Origin of the sequence: Conexibacter woesei DSM 14684, assembly GCF_000025265.1 — a bacterium.
In the GTDB taxonomy this organism is placed as follows: Bacteria; Actinomycetota; Thermoleophilia; order Solirubrobacterales; family Solirubrobacteraceae; genus Conexibacter; species Conexibacter woesei.
Window position 1 is genome coordinate 2,771,029 of sequence record NC_013739.1, and the last position, 14,675, is coordinate 2,785,703.

Annotated in this window: 17 protein-coding genes; 10 read left to right on the forward strand and 7 right to left on the reverse strand. The window is 72.0% G+C overall.

Annotation, left to right across the window (positions count from 1 at the left end; genetic code table 11):
• Positions 1-4 precede the first annotated feature (4 nt).
• The 6 genes from CWOE_RS12935 (at position 5) to CWOE_RS32015 (ending at position 3,509) form a co-directional block, all read left to right on the forward strand.
• Positions 5-559 (forward strand): hypothetical protein, encoded by a 555-nt coding sequence (locus tag CWOE_RS12935; RefSeq protein WP_012934064.1) that lies wholly within the window; start codon positions 5-7, stop codon positions 557-559.
• A gap of 16 nt (positions 560-575) precedes the next feature.
• Positions 576-1,139, forward strand: coding sequence for a hypothetical protein (locus CWOE_RS12940; RefSeq protein WP_012934065.1), 564 nt, complete (start codon positions 576-578; stop codon positions 1,137-1,139).
• A 127-nt stretch (positions 1,140-1,266) separates the two neighbouring features.
• Positions 1,267-1,746 carry a hypothetical protein gene (locus tag CWOE_RS12945; RefSeq protein ID WP_236262274.1) on the forward strand — a complete coding sequence of 160 codons (480 nt, stop codon included), beginning with the start codon at positions 1,267-1,269 and terminating at the stop codon, positions 1,744-1,746.
• 113 nt (positions 1,747-1,859) lie between these two features.
• On the forward strand, positions 1,860-2,339 hold the full coding sequence (locus CWOE_RS32010) for a hypothetical protein (RefSeq protein WP_236262275.1): 480 nt from the start codon (positions 1,860-1,862) through the stop codon (positions 2,337-2,339).
• Positions 2,336-2,911, forward strand: a complete 576-nt coding sequence (locus CWOE_RS12955; RefSeq protein WP_236262276.1) for a hypothetical protein — start codon at positions 2,336-2,338, stop codon at positions 2,909-2,911. The genes CWOE_RS32010 and CWOE_RS12955 overlap by 4 nt, the downstream gene beginning before the upstream one ends.
• Before the next feature lie 55 nt (positions 2,912-2,966).
• Positions 2,967-3,509: a hypothetical protein gene (locus CWOE_RS32015; RefSeq protein ID WP_236262277.1), complete on the forward strand. Its 543-nt coding sequence runs from the start codon at positions 2,967-2,969 to the stop codon at positions 3,507-3,509.
• 91 nt (positions 3,510-3,600) lie between these two features.
• On the opposite strand, the gene CWOE_RS12965 is transcribed toward CWOE_RS32015, so the two are convergent.
• Both CWOE_RS12965 and CWOE_RS12970 read right to left on the reverse strand, forming a co-directional pair.
• Positions 3,601-4,995: an aspartate aminotransferase family protein gene (locus CWOE_RS12965; protein ID WP_012934070.1), complete on the reverse strand. Its 1,395-nt coding sequence runs from the start codon at positions 4,993-4,995 to the stop codon at positions 3,601-3,603.
• Positions 4,995-6,455: an aminobutyraldehyde dehydrogenase gene (locus CWOE_RS12970; RefSeq protein ID WP_012934071.1), complete on the reverse strand. Its 1,461-nt coding sequence runs from the start codon at positions 6,453-6,455 to the stop codon at positions 4,995-4,997. Before CWOE_RS12970 ends, CWOE_RS12965 begins: the two co-directional genes overlap by 1 nt.
• A 120-nt stretch (positions 6,456-6,575) precedes the next feature.
• Between CWOE_RS12970 and CWOE_RS12975 the strand changes: the two genes are divergently transcribed.
• Both CWOE_RS12975 and CWOE_RS12980 read left to right on the forward strand, forming a co-directional pair.
• A complete protein-coding gene (locus CWOE_RS12975; protein ID WP_012934072.1) occupies positions 6,576-7,067 on the forward strand; it encodes an Lrp/AsnC family transcriptional regulator in 492 nt (163 codons plus the stop codon).
• Between the two features lie 39 nt (positions 7,068-7,106).
• Positions 7,107-7,364, forward strand: coding sequence for a hypothetical protein (locus tag CWOE_RS12980; RefSeq protein WP_012934073.1), 258 nt, complete (start codon positions 7,107-7,109; stop codon positions 7,362-7,364).
• Positions 7,365-7,367: 3 nt separating this feature from the next.
• Here the strand turns inward: CWOE_RS12980 and CWOE_RS12985 are convergent, their stop codons facing one another.
• Positions 7,368-8,648 (reverse strand): ATP-binding protein, encoded by a 1,281-nt coding sequence (locus CWOE_RS12985; protein ID WP_012934074.1) that lies wholly within the window; start codon positions 8,646-8,648, stop codon positions 7,368-7,370.
• A gap of 131 nt (positions 8,649-8,779) precedes the next feature.
• On the opposite strand from CWOE_RS12985, the gene CWOE_RS12990 reads away from it, so the two are divergent.
• Positions 8,780-9,649, forward strand: a complete 870-nt coding sequence (locus CWOE_RS12990) for a DUF6916 family protein (protein WP_012934075.1) — start codon at positions 8,780-8,782, stop codon at positions 9,647-9,649.
• Positions 9,646-9,957, forward strand: a complete 312-nt coding sequence (locus CWOE_RS12995; protein WP_012934076.1) for a DUF6916 family protein — start codon at positions 9,646-9,648, stop codon at positions 9,955-9,957. The genes CWOE_RS12990 and CWOE_RS12995 overlap by 4 nt, the downstream gene beginning before the upstream one ends.
• 52 nt (positions 9,958-10,009) lie before the next feature.
• Here the strand turns inward: CWOE_RS12995 and CWOE_RS13000 are convergent, their stop codons facing one another.
• Genes CWOE_RS13000 through CWOE_RS32785 form a run of 4 tightly spaced genes read right to left on the reverse strand, consistent with a single transcriptional unit; the run spans position 10,010 to position 14,557 of the window.
• Positions 10,010-10,537 (reverse strand): phage tail protein, encoded by a 528-nt coding sequence (locus CWOE_RS13000; protein ID WP_012934077.1) that lies wholly within the window; start codon positions 10,535-10,537, stop codon positions 10,010-10,012.
• Entirely contained in the window at positions 10,534-11,046 is a 513-nt protein-coding gene (locus tag CWOE_RS13005; RefSeq protein ID WP_012934078.1) for a phage tail protein, read from the reverse strand. Before CWOE_RS13005 ends, CWOE_RS13000 begins: the two co-directional genes overlap by 4 nt.
• A 4-nt stretch (positions 11,047-11,050) precedes the next feature.
• Positions 11,051-11,563 (reverse strand): phage tail protein, encoded by a 513-nt coding sequence (locus CWOE_RS13010; RefSeq protein WP_012934079.1) that lies wholly within the window; start codon positions 11,561-11,563, stop codon positions 11,051-11,053.
• A 48-nt stretch (positions 11,564-11,611) separates the two neighbouring features.
• A complete protein-coding gene (locus CWOE_RS32785; protein ID WP_012934080.1) occupies positions 11,612-14,557 on the reverse strand; it encodes a helix-turn-helix transcriptional regulator in 2,946 nt (981 codons plus the stop codon).
• Positions 14,558-14,675: the final 118 nt, after the last annotated feature.

Genomic DNA, 14,675 nt, shown 5'->3' on the forward strand with positions numbered 1-14,675 from the left:
TGACATGAAATTGAGGCATCTGACCGCGACCGCTGCGACCGTCGCTTCGACGGCGCTGCTGCTGACGGGTGGAGCGGCACATGCCGCGATCACGCCGTCGGACCCGTACAGCTCCGCCGTCGACACAGGCAGAGTGAACGTCACCTCGCCACTGCTCGGCACGGGGAGCTGCGCGCTGAGAGCCGTCTCGCTGAGACTCACGGGAACCACGCTCGGAGCGAGCGGCGTGATCACGAGCGCGACGGCGTCCAGTTGTACGGGGGCGGCGTGGCTCACCGGCGCCGGGCTAGGCGGCACGCCGATCGGCTTCTCGATCACGGGCGACAGTCCGGGCAGTCCGATGGGCACCGCGGCGATCACGAGCGGCCAGCTCGTCACGGGCAACGCGGCCGGTGGCAGCTGCCTATACACGGGCAGCATGACCGGGCGGGTCGCGCAGCCGCTGGGTGCGGCCAGCATGACCGGAACCCTTCCGCTGTTCAGAAGATTGAGCGGATTCTGCGACGCGACCGTGAGCATCACGATGTCGATCTCGACCGCCGCGACCATAACGTGGTGATGCGGATGAGCTTCGAATGAACGACCTCTGGAAGAAGCACCTGACGCGTGCGGCGCTCGTCGCCGGCATCGCGCTCGCGGCGACGGCCTCGACGTCCGCGCCGTCCTCGGCAGGCGTCGTCCCGGACCCCTACGCCTCCGGGACCGACACCGGCACCATCAGCATCGCTTCCGTGTTCGGGGCGGGCAGCTGCCCCTTGAGAGCAGTCGCGGCGAGATTCACCGGCGTATCGCTCGGCGCGCAGGGGGCCGTCAGCGCCGGGACGGCGTCGTCCTGCACCGGCGTCGCGAGAAGATGGACTCTGCTGCTAAGCGCGACGACGCCGATCAGAATCTCGATCGTCGGCGACTCGCCGGGCAGCGCGATGGGCACCGTCACCTTCAGAGATGTGGCGACCGAGGTCACGACGTCGTTCGGCGTCTGTCTATACGCGGGCACGTTGAGCGGGCGGATCTCCAACGGGGCGACGTCGATGACTGTCGCCGGCACCATCGCGTTGTTCAGAAGAGTGAGCGGCATATGCGACAGCCCCGGCAGCATCACGATCACGCTCGTCACCGGCGGGACGATAACGTGGTGAGTGGCAGCGAAATCAATTGAACTGATCGATCGAGAGGACGACAATGTCGTTTGTTCAACGTGCCGCCCGCGTGGTGGGAATGACGCTTGTGTTCGCCGTGCTCGCGGCGGGCTCGTCGCATGCAGCGGTGAGCCCGAACCCCTACAGCTCGACGACTGACACGGGGAGACTGACGTTCACGACTGCGTACGGTATGAGCAACTGCGCGGTGTCGGGCGTGAACCTCGCGCTCGCCGGCACGTCGCTCGGTGCAGCGGGGAGCATCTCCGCTGCGAGCCTCTCGGGTTGCGGCGCTGAGTTCACCGCCGTCGACGCGAGCCTAGTCACGAGCACCGTGCCGATCGGCGTGTCGATCGCCGGTGCCGCGCCGGGCAGCGCTTCGGGCACCGTGACGTTCACGGACGTGCGGTTCCTAGTCAGACACGTGGCCGGCCCGGAGTGCCTATACGCGGGGACGCTGACGGGCACGGTCACGAACGGGGCGAGCACGTTCACTGCCGGCGCGTGGCTGAGACTGATCAGAAACCTAAGACCTGGCTCGTGCACCATAGACAACCTGTTTCACGCGAGATTGACCGTGTCGACAGGCGCAACGGTCAGCTGGTAGCTCCATCCGCTTCAAACGAAAGGCATGAGATGTCGCTTGTGAAACGTGCCACCTGCGTGGTCGGCACAGCAGTTGCGTTCGCTGCGATGCTGACGGGCTCGTCGCATGCAGCGGTGAGCCCGAACCCCTACAGCTCGGCGACCGACACCGGGGTCGTGACGCTCACCACGAGTTTCGGGATAAGCAGATGCACGGTGTCGGGGGTGAACCTCGCGCTCGCCAGCACGTCGTCGGGTGCTGCGGGGAGCATTTCAGCACTCGCGTTCTCGACGTGCGGTGTGGAGTTCTCGACCGTCGACGCGAGCCTAGTCACCGGCACGGCGCCGATCGACGTCGCGATCGTCGGAGACGCGCCCGGCAGCGGCTCGGGAACGGTGACGATGACTGACGTGCGGGTCCTAGTGAGACACATCACAGGCGGTCAATGCCTATACGCGGGCACGCTGAGCGGCAGAGTGGCAAACGGCGCGAGCACGCTGACGGTCGGCACCGGCCTGAGATTGTTCAGACACCTAGGGGCCGGCGGCTGCACGGTGTTCTCGACGCTCGGAGTCACCCTGTCGATCGCGACGGGGGCGACGGTGACATGGTGACCGCGAGCAAGTTCCTGACGAGGAACAGCAGGCACGCTGCTCTCGCCCTCGGCACGACAGGGGCTCTCTGCGCCGGAGCGCTGGCGGGCTCGGCGAGCGCGGCGATCAGCCCCGACCCGTACTCCGCGTCGACGGACACCGGCAGCCTGACGCTCAGATCCCTGTTCGGCACGACGAACTGCGCGATGAGCGGCGTCTCGGTCAGACTGTCGGGCACCGGTGCCGGAGCGTCGGGCGCGATCTCCGCGGCGAGATTCGGCAGATGCAGCGGCCCGGTGACCGCCGTGAACCTCGGCCTAGCGGGCTCGACGATCGGCGTGACGATCGTCGGCGACGCACCCGCGAGCGCGATGGGGACGGCGACGTTCACCAACGTCCTGTTCGTGACGTACAACGTCCTCGGCGGCACGTGCCTATACCAGGGCGCGCTCACGGGCCGGGTGGCGAACGGAGCGAGCGCAGTGACGGTCGCCGGGACCCTCTCGTTGTACAGACAGATAGGCAGCAACGCGTGCGCGAGCGCCGAGAGCGTGACCTTGACGCTCTCGACCGGCGCCACGATCAGCTGGTAGTCCGCCCGCATTCAACGAAAGGCAACAGATGTCGCTTGTGAAGCGTGCCACCTGCTTGCTCGGCACGGCAATCGCGCTCGTATGCGCAGCGTTCGTCAGCGGCAGCGCAGTCGCCGCCGTCAGTCCCAATCCCTACAGCTCGACCACCGACACGGGCAGACTGGTGTTCAGAACGCCGTTCGGCGTCTCTTCGTGCACGCTCTCCGGCGTGAACATCGTGCTGGCCGGGACCTCGCTCGGGGCGGCAGGGAGCGTCTCCGCGCTCACGCTCTCTGGTTGTGGAAGCGAGTTCAACCTGGGGAACGCCAGCCTAGTCACGTCGACCGTGCCGGTCGACGTGGCGATCGTGGGCGATGCCGCCGGCAGTGCGTCGGGGACCGCGACGGTGTCGAACCTGCGGTTCCTACTGACAAGCGCGCTGACGAGAGGCGAGTGCCTATACGCGGGCACGCTGAGAGGCAGAGTGACGAACGGTGCGAGCACCGTGACTGCCACCGGCGAGCTCAACCTGATCAGAACGCTAGGCGCCAACTTCTGCTGGAGCAACAGATTGGCGACGGACGTGTCGCTCTCGACCGGCGCGGTCATATCCTGGTGATCGCGACGAGCTGAGAACGCAGCGGGGCCGCGTCGTACGACGAGGCCCCGGTCCTGCGAAGCGGAAAGCGCGACGGCTCCCGCGGGCGGGATCAGTGCCCGACCAGTCTGCTGGCCTCGCCCAGCACCTCGCCGAGGATGCCGGCGATCTCGTCGAACTCGGCCTGGCCGGCGACGAGCGGCGGGGAGATCTGCACGACCGGATCGCCGCGGTCGTCGGCGCGGCAGATGATGCCGGCGTCGTAGAGGCGCTCGGAGAGGAAGCCGCGCAGCAGCTTCTCGGCCTCGTCGTCGGTGAACGTCGCGTTGGTCTCGTTGTCCTTCACCAGCTCCAGCGCGAAGAAGAAGCCGGTGCCGCGCAGGTCGCCGGCGATCGGCAGCTCGAGCAGCTGGGAGAGCGTCTGGCGGAACGCGGCGGTTCTCTCCGCGACGCCCTCGACGACCCGCTCGCGCTTCATGATCTCGATGTTCTTCAGCGCGATCGCCGTTTGGACGGGGTGTCCGCCGAACGTGAGGCCGTGCATGAACGACTCGGCGCCGTGCAGGAACGGCTCGGCGACGCGGTCGGACGCGACGACGGCGCCGATCGACGCGTACGCCGACGACATGCCCTTCGCCATCGTGATCAGGTCCGGCTTGATGTCGTAGTGCTCGGAGGCGAACCAGCCGTCGATGCGGCCGAACGCCGTGATCACCTCGTCAGCGCAGAGCAGGATGCCGTGCTCGTCGCAGAGCGCGCGGACGCCCTGGAAGTAGCCGGCCGGGGGAGTGAACGCGCCGCCGGAGTTCTGCACCGGCTCCATGATCACCATCGCGACCGTCTCCGGTCCCTCGGACAGGATCCGGTGCTCGAGGTCGTCGAGCAGGAACTGCGTGAACTGCTCCTCCGTCTCGCCCTCGGGGCGGCGGAAGCGGTTCGTGTTGCGGACATGGCCGACCTGCGGCACGAGCGGCTCGAACGGCGTGCGGATCGGCGCGACGCCGTTGATCGAGAGCGCGCCCATCGTCGCGCCGTGGTACGCCACGTCGCGGCCGATCGCCTTCCAGCGGCGCTCGCCGTTGGCCGTGTGGAACTGGCGCGCGAGCTTCCACGCCGACTCGACCGCCTCCGAGCCGCTGTTGGTGAAGAAGACGCGGTTGAGGTCGCCCGGCGCGAGGTCGGCGATCTCCTTCGCCAGCTCGATCGCGCGCGGGTGCGCGTAGCTCCAGTTCGTGTAGTAGGGCAGCTCCTGCATCTGCGCCGCCACCGCCGCGCCGATCTCCTCGCCGTGCGAGTAGCCGATCTGGACGGCGAAGAGGCCGGCGAGCGCGTCGAGGTAGCGCTTGCCGTTGATGTCCTCCAGGTAGCAGCCCTCGCCGCGCGCGATGATCGGCACGGGGGCGTCCTCGTACGCGCTCATGCGCGTGAAGTGCATCCAGAGGTGGTCCTTCGCGGCCTGCTGCAGGTCGAGGCCGGTCGGGCTGGGATTGCTCGCGGTCGCCGTCATCAGATGCCGATCCGCATCGCGACGTGCTTGACCTGCGTGTAGTCCTCGAGTGAGTACATCGACATGTCCTTGCCGTAGCCCGACTCCTTGAAGCCGCCGTGCGGCATCTCCGAGGTGATCGGGGTGAGATGGTCGTTGACCCAGACGCAGCCGAACTCCAGGCGGCGGGCGGCGTCGAGGGCACGGCCGACGTTCTCGGTGAAGACCGAGGCGGCCAGGCCGTAGCGCGAGTCGTTGGCGTAGGCGAGCGCCTGCGCGTAGTCGTCGACCCGCTGGATCGTCACGACGGGTCCGAAGACCTCGTTCTGGACGATCTCGCTGTCCTGCGTCACGTCGGCGACGATCGTCGGGGCGACGAACGAGCCGCCGGCCGGGCCGGCGCCGTTGGAGCCGCCCGTGAGGACCGTGGCGCCGGCGGCGGTCGCGCGCTCCAGGAAGCCGAACGCCCGCTCCTGCTGGCGCTTGGAGATGACCGGGCCCATCTCGATCTCGTCGCCGTCGGCGGGGTCGCCGACCTTCAGCGACGCGACCGCGGGGACGAGCTGCTCGACGAGCCGGTCGTAGACGCCCTTCGTGGCGATGATGCGAGTGCCGGCGGTGCAGTCCTGGCCGGCGTTCCAGTAGCCGGCGACGCGGATCGCCGCGACGGCCTGCTCGACGTCCGCGTCGTCGAGCACGACGACGGGCGCCTTGCCGCCCAGCTCCAGGTGGACGCGCTTGAGGGTGTCCGCCGCGGTGCGGGCGATCGTCTTGCCGGTGCGGACGTCGCCGGTCAGCGAGACGAGCCCGATCGCGGGGTGCTCGACGAGCTTCTGGCCGACGTTGGGGCCGTCGCCGGTGATCACGTTCAGCACGCCCGTGGGGATCGTGTCGCGCGTGAGGTCGGCGAGCGCGAGCAGTGACAGCGGCGTGCCCTCGGCCGGCTTGAGGATCTGCACGTTGCCGGCGGCGAGCGCCGGGCCGAGCTTCCACGCGGCCATCATCAGCGGGTAGTTCCACGGTGCGATGCCGGCGACGATGCCGATCGGCTCGCGCCGCACCATCGACGTGTAGCCCTTGATGTACTCGCCCGCGGCCTTGCCCTCGAGGTTGCGGGCGGCGCCGGCGAAGTAGCGCAGCACGTCGGCGCAGCCGTCCATCTCCTCGCGGGCGGCCTCCAGCGGCTTGCCGGCGTCGGCCGACTCCAGCTGCGCGAGCTGCTCGCGGTTGGCGTCGATCACGTCGGCGATCCCGAGCAGGACCCCCGCGCGCTCGCCCGGCGTCGCGTCGAGCCACTCCGCCTTCGCGGCGCGCGCCGCCTCGACGGCCCGCTCGACGTCGGCGCCGGTGCCCTCGGGCACGACGCCGATCGTCGCGCCCGTGGCGGGGTTGACGATCTCGCGCGTCGCGCCGTCGACCGCGTCTACCTTGCGGCCGCCGACGACGTTCTGCGCAGAAGTGCTGTCAGTGGTGTGAGCCACGAGCCATCCGTCCTTGTCGTTCGTTGCGCTTTGCGTAACGAAACCGAGCTTATCGGGATGGATGCGCAGCTGTCCAGCGGTCGTACTCCGCAAAGCGTGCAATGCAGTACGATCGCGGTCATGCCAGCCCGGAAACGCGGCGCGATCGCGAGATCGGCGACGATCGACGATCTCGACCGGGCGATCATCGAGACGCTGCAGGCCGACGGCCGCGAGTCGTTCCGCAACATCGCCCGCCGCCTCGACGTCGCGGAGGGCACGATCCGCAACCGCTACGAGCGCCTCACCGAGGCCGGCGTGCTCGACGTCGTCGGCGTCACCAACCCGCTCGCGCTCGGCTTCGACGCGATGGCGATGGTCGGCGTCAAGACGAGCGGCGCGCCGCAGGCGGTCGCCGACGTCGTCTCCGAGTTCGAGGCGGTCAGCTACGTCGTGATCGTCGCCGGCCAGTTCGACCTGATGCTGGAGATCGTCTGCCGCGACCACCAGCACCTGCTCGACGTGACCGAGCAGCTGCGCGGCGTCGACGGCGTCGTCTCGACGGACAGCTTCGTCTACCTGCGGCTCGCGAAGCAGAGCTACGAGCACGGCCACCTGCCGGCCGACCGCTGAGCCCGGCTGGGCGGCGCCGCGGCCGGGTAAGCCAGCTGCATGGCCGGCGACGAGACGCCGAGCAGAACGCCCCGGGAGGAGTGGCAGCGTGCGGCGCTGCGCCGCGCGGTCGTCCCGCTCGTGCTGCTGATCGCCGGTCTCGTCGTCGTGATCGCCGCCGGCGGCGCGACCGGCCAGATCGTCGGCTGGGGGATCGTCGGCGTCGCCGCGACGATCGCCGTCTCGCTCGTCTTCCTCGAGGTCGGCTACAGCGAGGACCGCGAGCGGGCGCGCGAGCAGGAGGGGAGAGGGCTGTAGCGGTCAGGGGCCCAGCAGGGCCGCCGGAACGACCGCGATCCCGTCGGCGCGCCGGTACGCGTCCGGTCCTGTCGTGACGACGACTGCGTCGAGCAGGTCGTCGCCGAGCTGGCGCTGGAGCCAGTGCAGGTGCATCACGTCGTGGTCTTTGACGTCGCGCGTGAGCTTGACCTCGATCGCGACGACGCGCCCGTCGGCACGTTCGACGATCAGGTCGACCTCGCGTCTGCCGCCGGCGGTGCGCAGGTGCTTCACGGTCGCCTCAGCCGCCTGGGCACACGTCCGCACCGAGAGCGTGACGAGCGACTCGAACAGCGAGCCGAGCAGCGGTCCGTCGCGCGGGACCGGCGGTCCGGCCGCACGACCGTCGAGCAGCGCGTCGGCGTCGACGCCGAGCAGGCGCGCGGCCAGCGCGGGGTCGGCCAGCTGGTGCTTCGGTGGAGCGGAGAGCCGCGTGATGCGGTTGCGCGTCGGCAGCCACGCGGGGACGGGGTCGACGATCCACAGTCGTTCGAGCACGTCGCGGTAGGGGATCGTCGTCGTCTTCGCGGGCTTGTCGCCATGGCCGCTGGTGGCGGCGTCGCGGATCGTCTCGAAGGAGGCGGTCGTCGACGACGCCGCCGCGTACGCCGTCATCCAACGGCGCAGCGCTGCCGGGTCGCGCAGGTTGTGCCCGAGCTCCTCGAAGTCACGATCGACGATCCGCAGCAGGTAGCCGTCGAGCTGGGCCCGCAGTGCGCGGCCCGAGATCGGTCGCAGCCCGGGGAAGCCCGACGCCACGATCTCGTCCACGTAGTCGGCGAGTCGAGCCGAGGAGCTTCCCGAGATCGGTGCCTGTCTGCCGGTCAGCAGCTCCCCGACGCTGACCGACGAAGTCCCGATGCTGCGCTCGCACAGGGCGAGCGGCCGCATCCGCACGCTGACGATCCGCGCGGCGCCGGAATGCGCGCCGCGCTCGGGCGGGCGCGTCGAGCCAGTCAGCAGGAAGCGGCCTGGTGAGGCGCCGGCGTCGACGGCGCGGCGCACGAGGTCCCACGTCTCCGGCACGTACTGCCACTCGTCTATCAGCACCGGTGCCGCGCCGTCGAGGAGCCGCGCCGGATCTGCGGCCGCGAGGGCGCGCTGGGCGGGGTCGTCGAGTTCGTGGATGACGGCGGCTCGCTGCAACGCGGTCGCGGTCTTGCCGACGCCCTTCGCGCCCTCGATCGCGAGCGCCGGCAGCGCAGCCGTCAGCTCGTCAAGCTCGACGTCGACTACGCGAGCGGCATAGGGTGGACGGGACACAACGCCCAAGATACCAGGATGCAGGCCTCTGCACTACCATTCTGTCGCTATCTGGCCTACCGATCGGCACGTGACGGCCACTCCGTCCAGTGCGCGTTGCGCGCCGCCGCGGCAGCGGTCATGATCGCGGGGTGCATACCCTCCGCTTCGACCGGCGCCGCCTGTTCCAGGCAGGGGCGGCCGGTGTCGCCACCGCCTCGTTCGCAAGTGGCTGGACGATCCTGGACCCCACCGCCGAGGCCGCGGCGCTGCCGCTCGGGCTGCGCCGTTCCAGCTGGGTCGGCCTCGCCGACACCGGCTTCGAGCTGAGCGCCGGCGAGCGGACGCTGCGGCTCACGCTGCGCGACGTCGCCGACCTCCCGATCGCCGAGGCGATCCCCGAGCTGCGCGGTCACGACGGCGCGTTCGCGCTCCGCTTCGACGGGCCGGCCGGGATCGGCCAGGGGACTCGCACGGTGCGCCACGCGCAGCTCGGCGACGTCGAGCTGTTCCTCGTCCCCGTCGAGCAGGACGGCGTCGTGCGCTCCTACGAGGCGATCGTCGACCGCACGATCCGGATCGCCGGGATCAACGAGGAGGAGGGCGAGCCGGTCGTCGCGCCGCCGGCGGCGCCGCCGGCCGAACAGCCTCAGGGCGCGCAACCGCCCGCGCAGGGCGCCGCGGCCGCCTCCGGGCGGAGAGCGAGCAGAGGGCGCGCCCGCTCCGGCCGCGTCGTCCCGCGCGTGCGCAGCATCTCGCTGACGCGCTCGGCGTCGCGCCGCAGCGCGGTCGCCGACGTCGCGCTCGCCGACGCCGCCGCGGTCGCAAGCGTCCGCGCGGTCCTGCTGAGCGACGGCAAGGCCGTCGGCCGCGCCACGGCGCGCGTCTCCAGAAGCGGCCGCGTGCGGCTGCGCTTCGCCTCCCGCCGTGCGCTCGCGCGCAGACGCTACGAGCTGGCGCTCACGCTCGTCGCCCGCGACGGGCGCGTGACGAAGATCCGCAAGCGGGTCCGCTCGTCATGACCGATCTGCAGACGTTGACGGTCGAGCGGTTCGCGGCGACGATCGGGGAGCCGTACGCGATCGAGCAGCCCGAGGGCGCGCCGCCGATCGAGCTGGTGCTCGCCGAGACGGAGGCGCGCGGACCTGCGCCCGCGGACGGCGACGAACCGCGGCAGCCGTTCGCGCTCGTCTTCAGCGGGCCGGCCGAGCCTCAGCTCGCGCAGCAGATCGTGCCGCTGCGGCACGCCGCGCTCGGCCGCCTGGAGATCTTCATCGTGCCGATCGCGGTCGACGCCGACGGCGCCCGCTACGAGGCCGTCTTCGCGTAGGAGCCGCGGGGCCGCGGATGCGGCCACCGGCGTGCCCCGCTCGGCCGCTCGCCTACGGGCGCTGGGGGAAGACGCCCTGCAGCGCGATGCAGAAGTTGAGCGTCAGCACCGGCGGCATGTTGTTGTGCGGGAAGTCCGAGCCGACCGGCGCGAGCGCCTGCGGATCCATCTGGACGAGCCCGGCCGACGGGTCCGAGCGGTAGGCGAAGCCGCCGCTGGAGCGTGCCAGCGCGCGGTCGTTCGCGGGCGCCTGCAGCTCGGCGGGGGCCGACGACGCCTGTGCCGTGTGCGAGTGGTTCGGGATCTCCGACTCGATCAGCGAGACCGACTCGCTGCCGGCCTGCTGGCCGAGGTAGTAGTCGCTCAGCCCCTGGCCCTGTCCGCTCCCGACCGCCGCCTGGCCCTGCAGGTCGGGCAGCGCGAACGTCGACGCGCCGTCGCCGCCGTAGAACGTCCCCAGCAGCGAGAAGAGCGCGGTGTTCTGGGAGATCGGCATCAGCTGGCCGTCGCAGAACGCCCAGCCGCGGGGCGGGAAGTTGAAGCCGAAGATGCGGATCTCGGCGACGAACGGATCGGTCATTGGCTGGGAAAGACCCCGAACATGGAGATGATGTAGTTGATCGTGAGGACCGGCATCCGGTTCTCGTGCGGCTGCGAGCCGCCGTAGGGCCCGACGGCCTGCGGCGGCAGCGGCGCATTCGGCGTGTCACGGACGTACTCGGTCAGCGACGGCGGGCTGCTGAGCAGGTTGCCCTGCGGGCTCGACGTGCTGCCGCCGCCGTTCGCGGCCACGACCCCGTGGCTGTGCTGCGGGATCTGGTTGACCGTCAGCGTCACCTGCTCGCTGCCGAACTGCTCGCCGATCACGTACGACTGCGAGAGGCCGGGCCCTTGGCCCATGTGGAGGGGCAGGCGACCCTGGAGGTCCGGCAGGCGGTACGTCTCCTGGCCGTCGCCACCGTAGGTCGTGCCGATCAGGTTGAACAGCGTCTCGTTCTCGGAGATCGGGATCGTCTGCCCCTGGCAGAACATCCACCCGACGGGCGCGAAGCTCCCTGCGAACATGCGGATCTCACCGACGTAGGGCATCGCGTCAGCTCGCGCTCGGGAAGATGCCGATGAGCGCGATGCACCACGTCAGCACGAGGGACGGAGGGCGGTTCTCATGGAGCTGGCTGCCGCCGGCGGTGGCGAGCGTCGCGGGGTGGAGCGTCGTCACGTCGCCGGGGGACGGGTTCGCGCCGATCGAGCGGTACGCGTTCTCGACCGAGCCGAGCAGCGCGGGCGTCGCCTGGTCGGTCGGCAGCCTGGACGCGTTCAGCGCATGCGTGTGCTGCGGCAGCTCGTTCGCCGTCAGTCTGTGGAACTCCTCGCCGAATCTCTGGCCCTGCGTCCAGCCGCCGCCCATGTGGATCGGCACGCGGCCGCGCAGGTCGGGCAACGCGAAGTTGACCTCCCCGTCGCCGCCGTACATCGTGCCGAGCAGTGAGAACAGCGCCTGGTTCTGGTTGATCGGCAGCAGCTGGTTGTTGCACAGCGCCCAGCCTCTCGGGGCGAAGCTGAAGCTCAGCAGCCGCAGCTCGCCGAGAAAGGGGGTGTCAGACATTCCGCTCCGCCATCGCGGCGGTCACCCTACACGGCGCGGCAGCCGGCGTCATCCACGCGGCCCCTGCGAACGGCTGGCGCTCGTACGTTCGTCCGCCGGAGCCCCGGTTCCCGGGCTCCCGGCCCCGATCGCGGCGGCGACCTCGGTGCGGTCGGCGACGCCGAGCTTGCGGACGAGGTTGCGCACGTGCGTCTCGACCGTGCGCGGGCTGACGACGAGCGCCGCGGCGATCTCGCGATTCGTCCCGCCGGCGGCGACGAGCGCCGCGATCTCGCGCTCGCGCTCGCTCAGCGACGGGACGCCGGTCCCGACGGCGGGCGCGGCGACGCGGCGCCCGAGGCCGCGCAGCTCGCGCACCGCGTGCGGTCGCAGCAGCCCGATCCCGCGGCGCGCGAAGCACTCCTCCGCCACTGTCAGCGCCTCTATCGCCTGCTCGCGCCGGCCCGCCGCCACGAGCGCCTGTCCGGCGAGCAGCCGTGCCCGCGCCGCTTCCAGCTCGGCACCGGCGTCCGCGGCCAGCTCCGCCGACTCGAGCGCCAGCGCCGCCGCACCGGCCGCGTCGTCCTCCGCCAGCCGCAGCCGCGCCTCGGCCCGCAGCGCGCGCATCCGCGTCAGCGTCATGCCGCCGCGCTCGGCGGCGTGCGCACGCGCCTGGGCGACGGCGGCGCGCGCGGCGCCGACGTCGCCCCGCACCAGCTCGGCCTCCGTCAGCAGCTCGTAGACGAGCACGCGCCCGCCCGGCGCGAGGTCGGCCGCGCCGACCGCTCCCAACCGCTGGAAGAGCCCGACGCAGGCGTCGGCGTCGCCCGCGGCGAGGTAGGTCGCGCCGAGCGTGCGGCGCTGCTGGCCGGGGTAGGCGCGCGAGCGGTCCAGCGGCTGCTCGAGCGCCTCGCGCGCCGCGGCGAGCGCGCGCGGCATGTCGCCGCTCAGCCGCGCGACGGCGACCTGGGCGGCGATCGCGTTCGCGAGCAGCCAGCGGCTGTTGACCATCCGGCCCAGCTCGACGGCCGACTCCGCCAGCGGCGCGGCCTCGGCCAGCTCGCCGCGCTCGGCGAGCGTCAGCGCCAGGTCGGTGGCCGCGCGCAGCTGCAGGTGGATCAGCCGCATCGGCCGGCGCGCGCGCAGCAGCGAGCGCAACCGCGCCATCGCCTGCTCGTCGCGCTCCAGCGTCCGCTCGGCGAGCGTCAGCAGCAGCGCCGCCTCACCCCACAGATCGGCCGTGTCGGGGTCGACTGCGTCGAGCAGCGCGCACGCTTCGTCGCAGTCGCGCAGCGCCGCCTCGACGTCGCCGAGCGCCTGCCGCGCGATCGCCGCGACGGCAAGGACCGCGGCGCGGCTGGCGCGGGTCTCGGGATCGTCGGGGACGCCGGGCGGGGAAGGCAGCTCGCTGACCGCGATCGCCGCCTCGGGGTCGATCAGCACGAGCAGCGTCGCGGCGAGGAAGACGCGCAGCGCGGCGCCGTCAGGGCCGGGCTCGTAGGCGGTGGCGAGCCGGGCGCGAGCCTGGTCGAACCAGCCGAGCAGCATCTCCAGGTAGACGACCTGCTGCAGCAGCCCGCTGCGCCGCGCGTCGTTCGCGGAGGCCAGCTCGAGCGCGGCGCCGGCGGCGGCGTGCGCGGCCTCCAGCTGCCCGCTGGCGAGTTGCGCGCGCGCCTCCAGCTCCAGCAGCTCTACCTGCTCGGGCACGTCCTCGGGCAGCAGGCCGCGCGCGGCCGCGGCCCACTCGGCGGCGCTCGCGGGCGACTGCGGCAGCACCGCGACGGCCGCGTCGCGCAGCGCCTCGACGGCGTCGAGGTCGCCGAGCGCGGCGGAGCGTGCGATGTGGTGCGCGCGCAGGCGGTTCGGCGCGCCCGCCGTCGCCAGCGCGGTCGCGGCACGCGCGTGCGCGGCGATCCGCCAGCCGGCCGGCGTCGTGTCGTGGAGCGCGCGCCAGACGATCGGATGGCGGAACGAGAAGCGCAGCGGGTCGCCGGGTACGGGCGCGACGATCGCCGCCGCCGCGAGCGCGTCGAGCGCTGCCTCCGCCGCCTGCGGGTCGATCCCGGCGGCCGCCAGCGCCGGCTGCAGCTCGAACGGGTCGCCCGCGATCGCAGCGCCGCGCGCGAGCAGGCCGGCGGCCGGCGGGAGCGCGTCCAGCTCGGCGTGGACGGCGGCGACGACGCTCTGCGGGACGCCGGCGTCGGCGGGGATCGCCGCCGGGTGCGCGCGGGCGCCGGTCAGGCCGAGCGCCGCGCCGGGCGCGTGCTGGCGGCCGAGCTGCTCGGCGTAGAACGGGTTGCCGCCGCTCTCGGCGACGACCGCCCGCAGCGTCGCGGCGTCGAGGTGGGAGCCGATCAGCAGCGCGGTCTCCTCCGCGGTCAGGTGCTGGGGTTGGATGCGGCGGGTGCGCGACGCGCGCGCGGCCTCGACCAGCTCCAGCGTCAGCGCGCGGTCGTGCGCGTCGCGCCAGGCCGGCGCGAGCAGCACCGCCGCGGCCGGCGGCCGCCGCAGCAGGTAGGCGAGCAGGCCGGCGGAGGCGCGGTCGGCCCAGTGCACGTCGTCGAGGATCAGCACGACCGGCGCGCGGGCGGCGGCCTGCTCCAGCAGGCTGCGGACGCCGCGCCAGATCGCGTGGCGCTCGTCGCCGCCGGAGCGCTGCTCGGGCACCGCGCCGGTCAGCGCCGTGAGCGCGATCCCGCGGTCATGCGCGAGCGGGTCCCCGGCGGACGGAGCGGACGCCGTGTGCAGCTCGCGCAGCGCCTCGGCGAAGACGTCGTAGGGGAGATCGCCGTGCGCGGGCGCCGCACGTCCGCGCAGCACGATCGCGCCGCGTTCGAGCGCGCGAGCGTGCAGCTCGTCGAGCAGCCGCGTCTTGCCGATCCCCGGCTCGCCGGTCACGGGCAGCGCGCTGCCGGCACCGTCGGACGCGAGCGCGTCGAGCGCGTCGGCGAGCGTCCTCAGCTCGCGAGCCCGCCCGATCAGCGGGGGGAGACGATCGTCGGTGCCGGCGCCCATGGCGGCGAATGATGCACGCATCGCCGGATCGGGCGCGAGGACGCTCGCGATGCCGCTGGCACCGCATCGCTCATGCACGCGTCTGCCGATGCCGGTATACATGCGGCCTGCGCGTCGC

Bases quoted from the DNA above. Each gene is read 5' to 3' on its own strand.
- CWOE_RS12935 (WP_012934064.1), top strand. From the start codon at position 5: ATGAAATTGAGGCATCTGACCGCGACCGCTGCGACCGTCGCTTCGACG.
- CWOE_RS12940 (WP_012934065.1), top strand. From the start codon at position 576: ATGAACGACCTCTGGAAGAAGCACCTGACGCGTGCGGCGCTCGTCGCC.
- CWOE_RS12965 (WP_012934070.1), bottom strand. From the start codon at position 4,995: ATGACGGCGACCGCGAGCAATCCCAGCCCGACCGGCCTCGACCTGCAG.
- CWOE_RS12975 (WP_012934072.1), top strand. From the start codon at position 6,576: ATGCCAGCCCGGAAACGCGGCGCGATCGCGAGATCGGCGACGATCGAC.
- CWOE_RS12980 (WP_012934073.1), top strand. From the start codon at position 7,107: ATGGCCGGCGACGAGACGCCGAGCAGAACGCCCCGGGAGGAGTGGCAG.
- CWOE_RS12995 (WP_012934076.1), top strand. From the start codon at position 9,646: ATGACCGATCTGCAGACGTTGACGGTCGAGCGGTTCGCGGCGACGATC.
- CWOE_RS13000 (WP_012934077.1), bottom strand. From the start codon at position 10,537: ATGACCGATCCGTTCGTCGCCGAGATCCGCATCTTCGGCTTCAACTTC.
- CWOE_RS13005 (WP_012934078.1), bottom strand. From the start codon at position 11,046: ATGCCCTACGTCGGTGAGATCCGCATGTTCGCAGGGAGCTTCGCGCCC.
- CWOE_RS13010 (WP_012934079.1), bottom strand. From the start codon at position 11,563: ATGTCTGACACCCCCTTTCTCGGCGAGCTGCGGCTGCTGAGCTTCAGC.
- CWOE_RS32785 (WP_012934080.1), bottom strand. From the start codon at position 14,557: ATGGGCGCCGGCACCGACGATCGTCTCCCCCCGCTGATCGGGCGGGCT.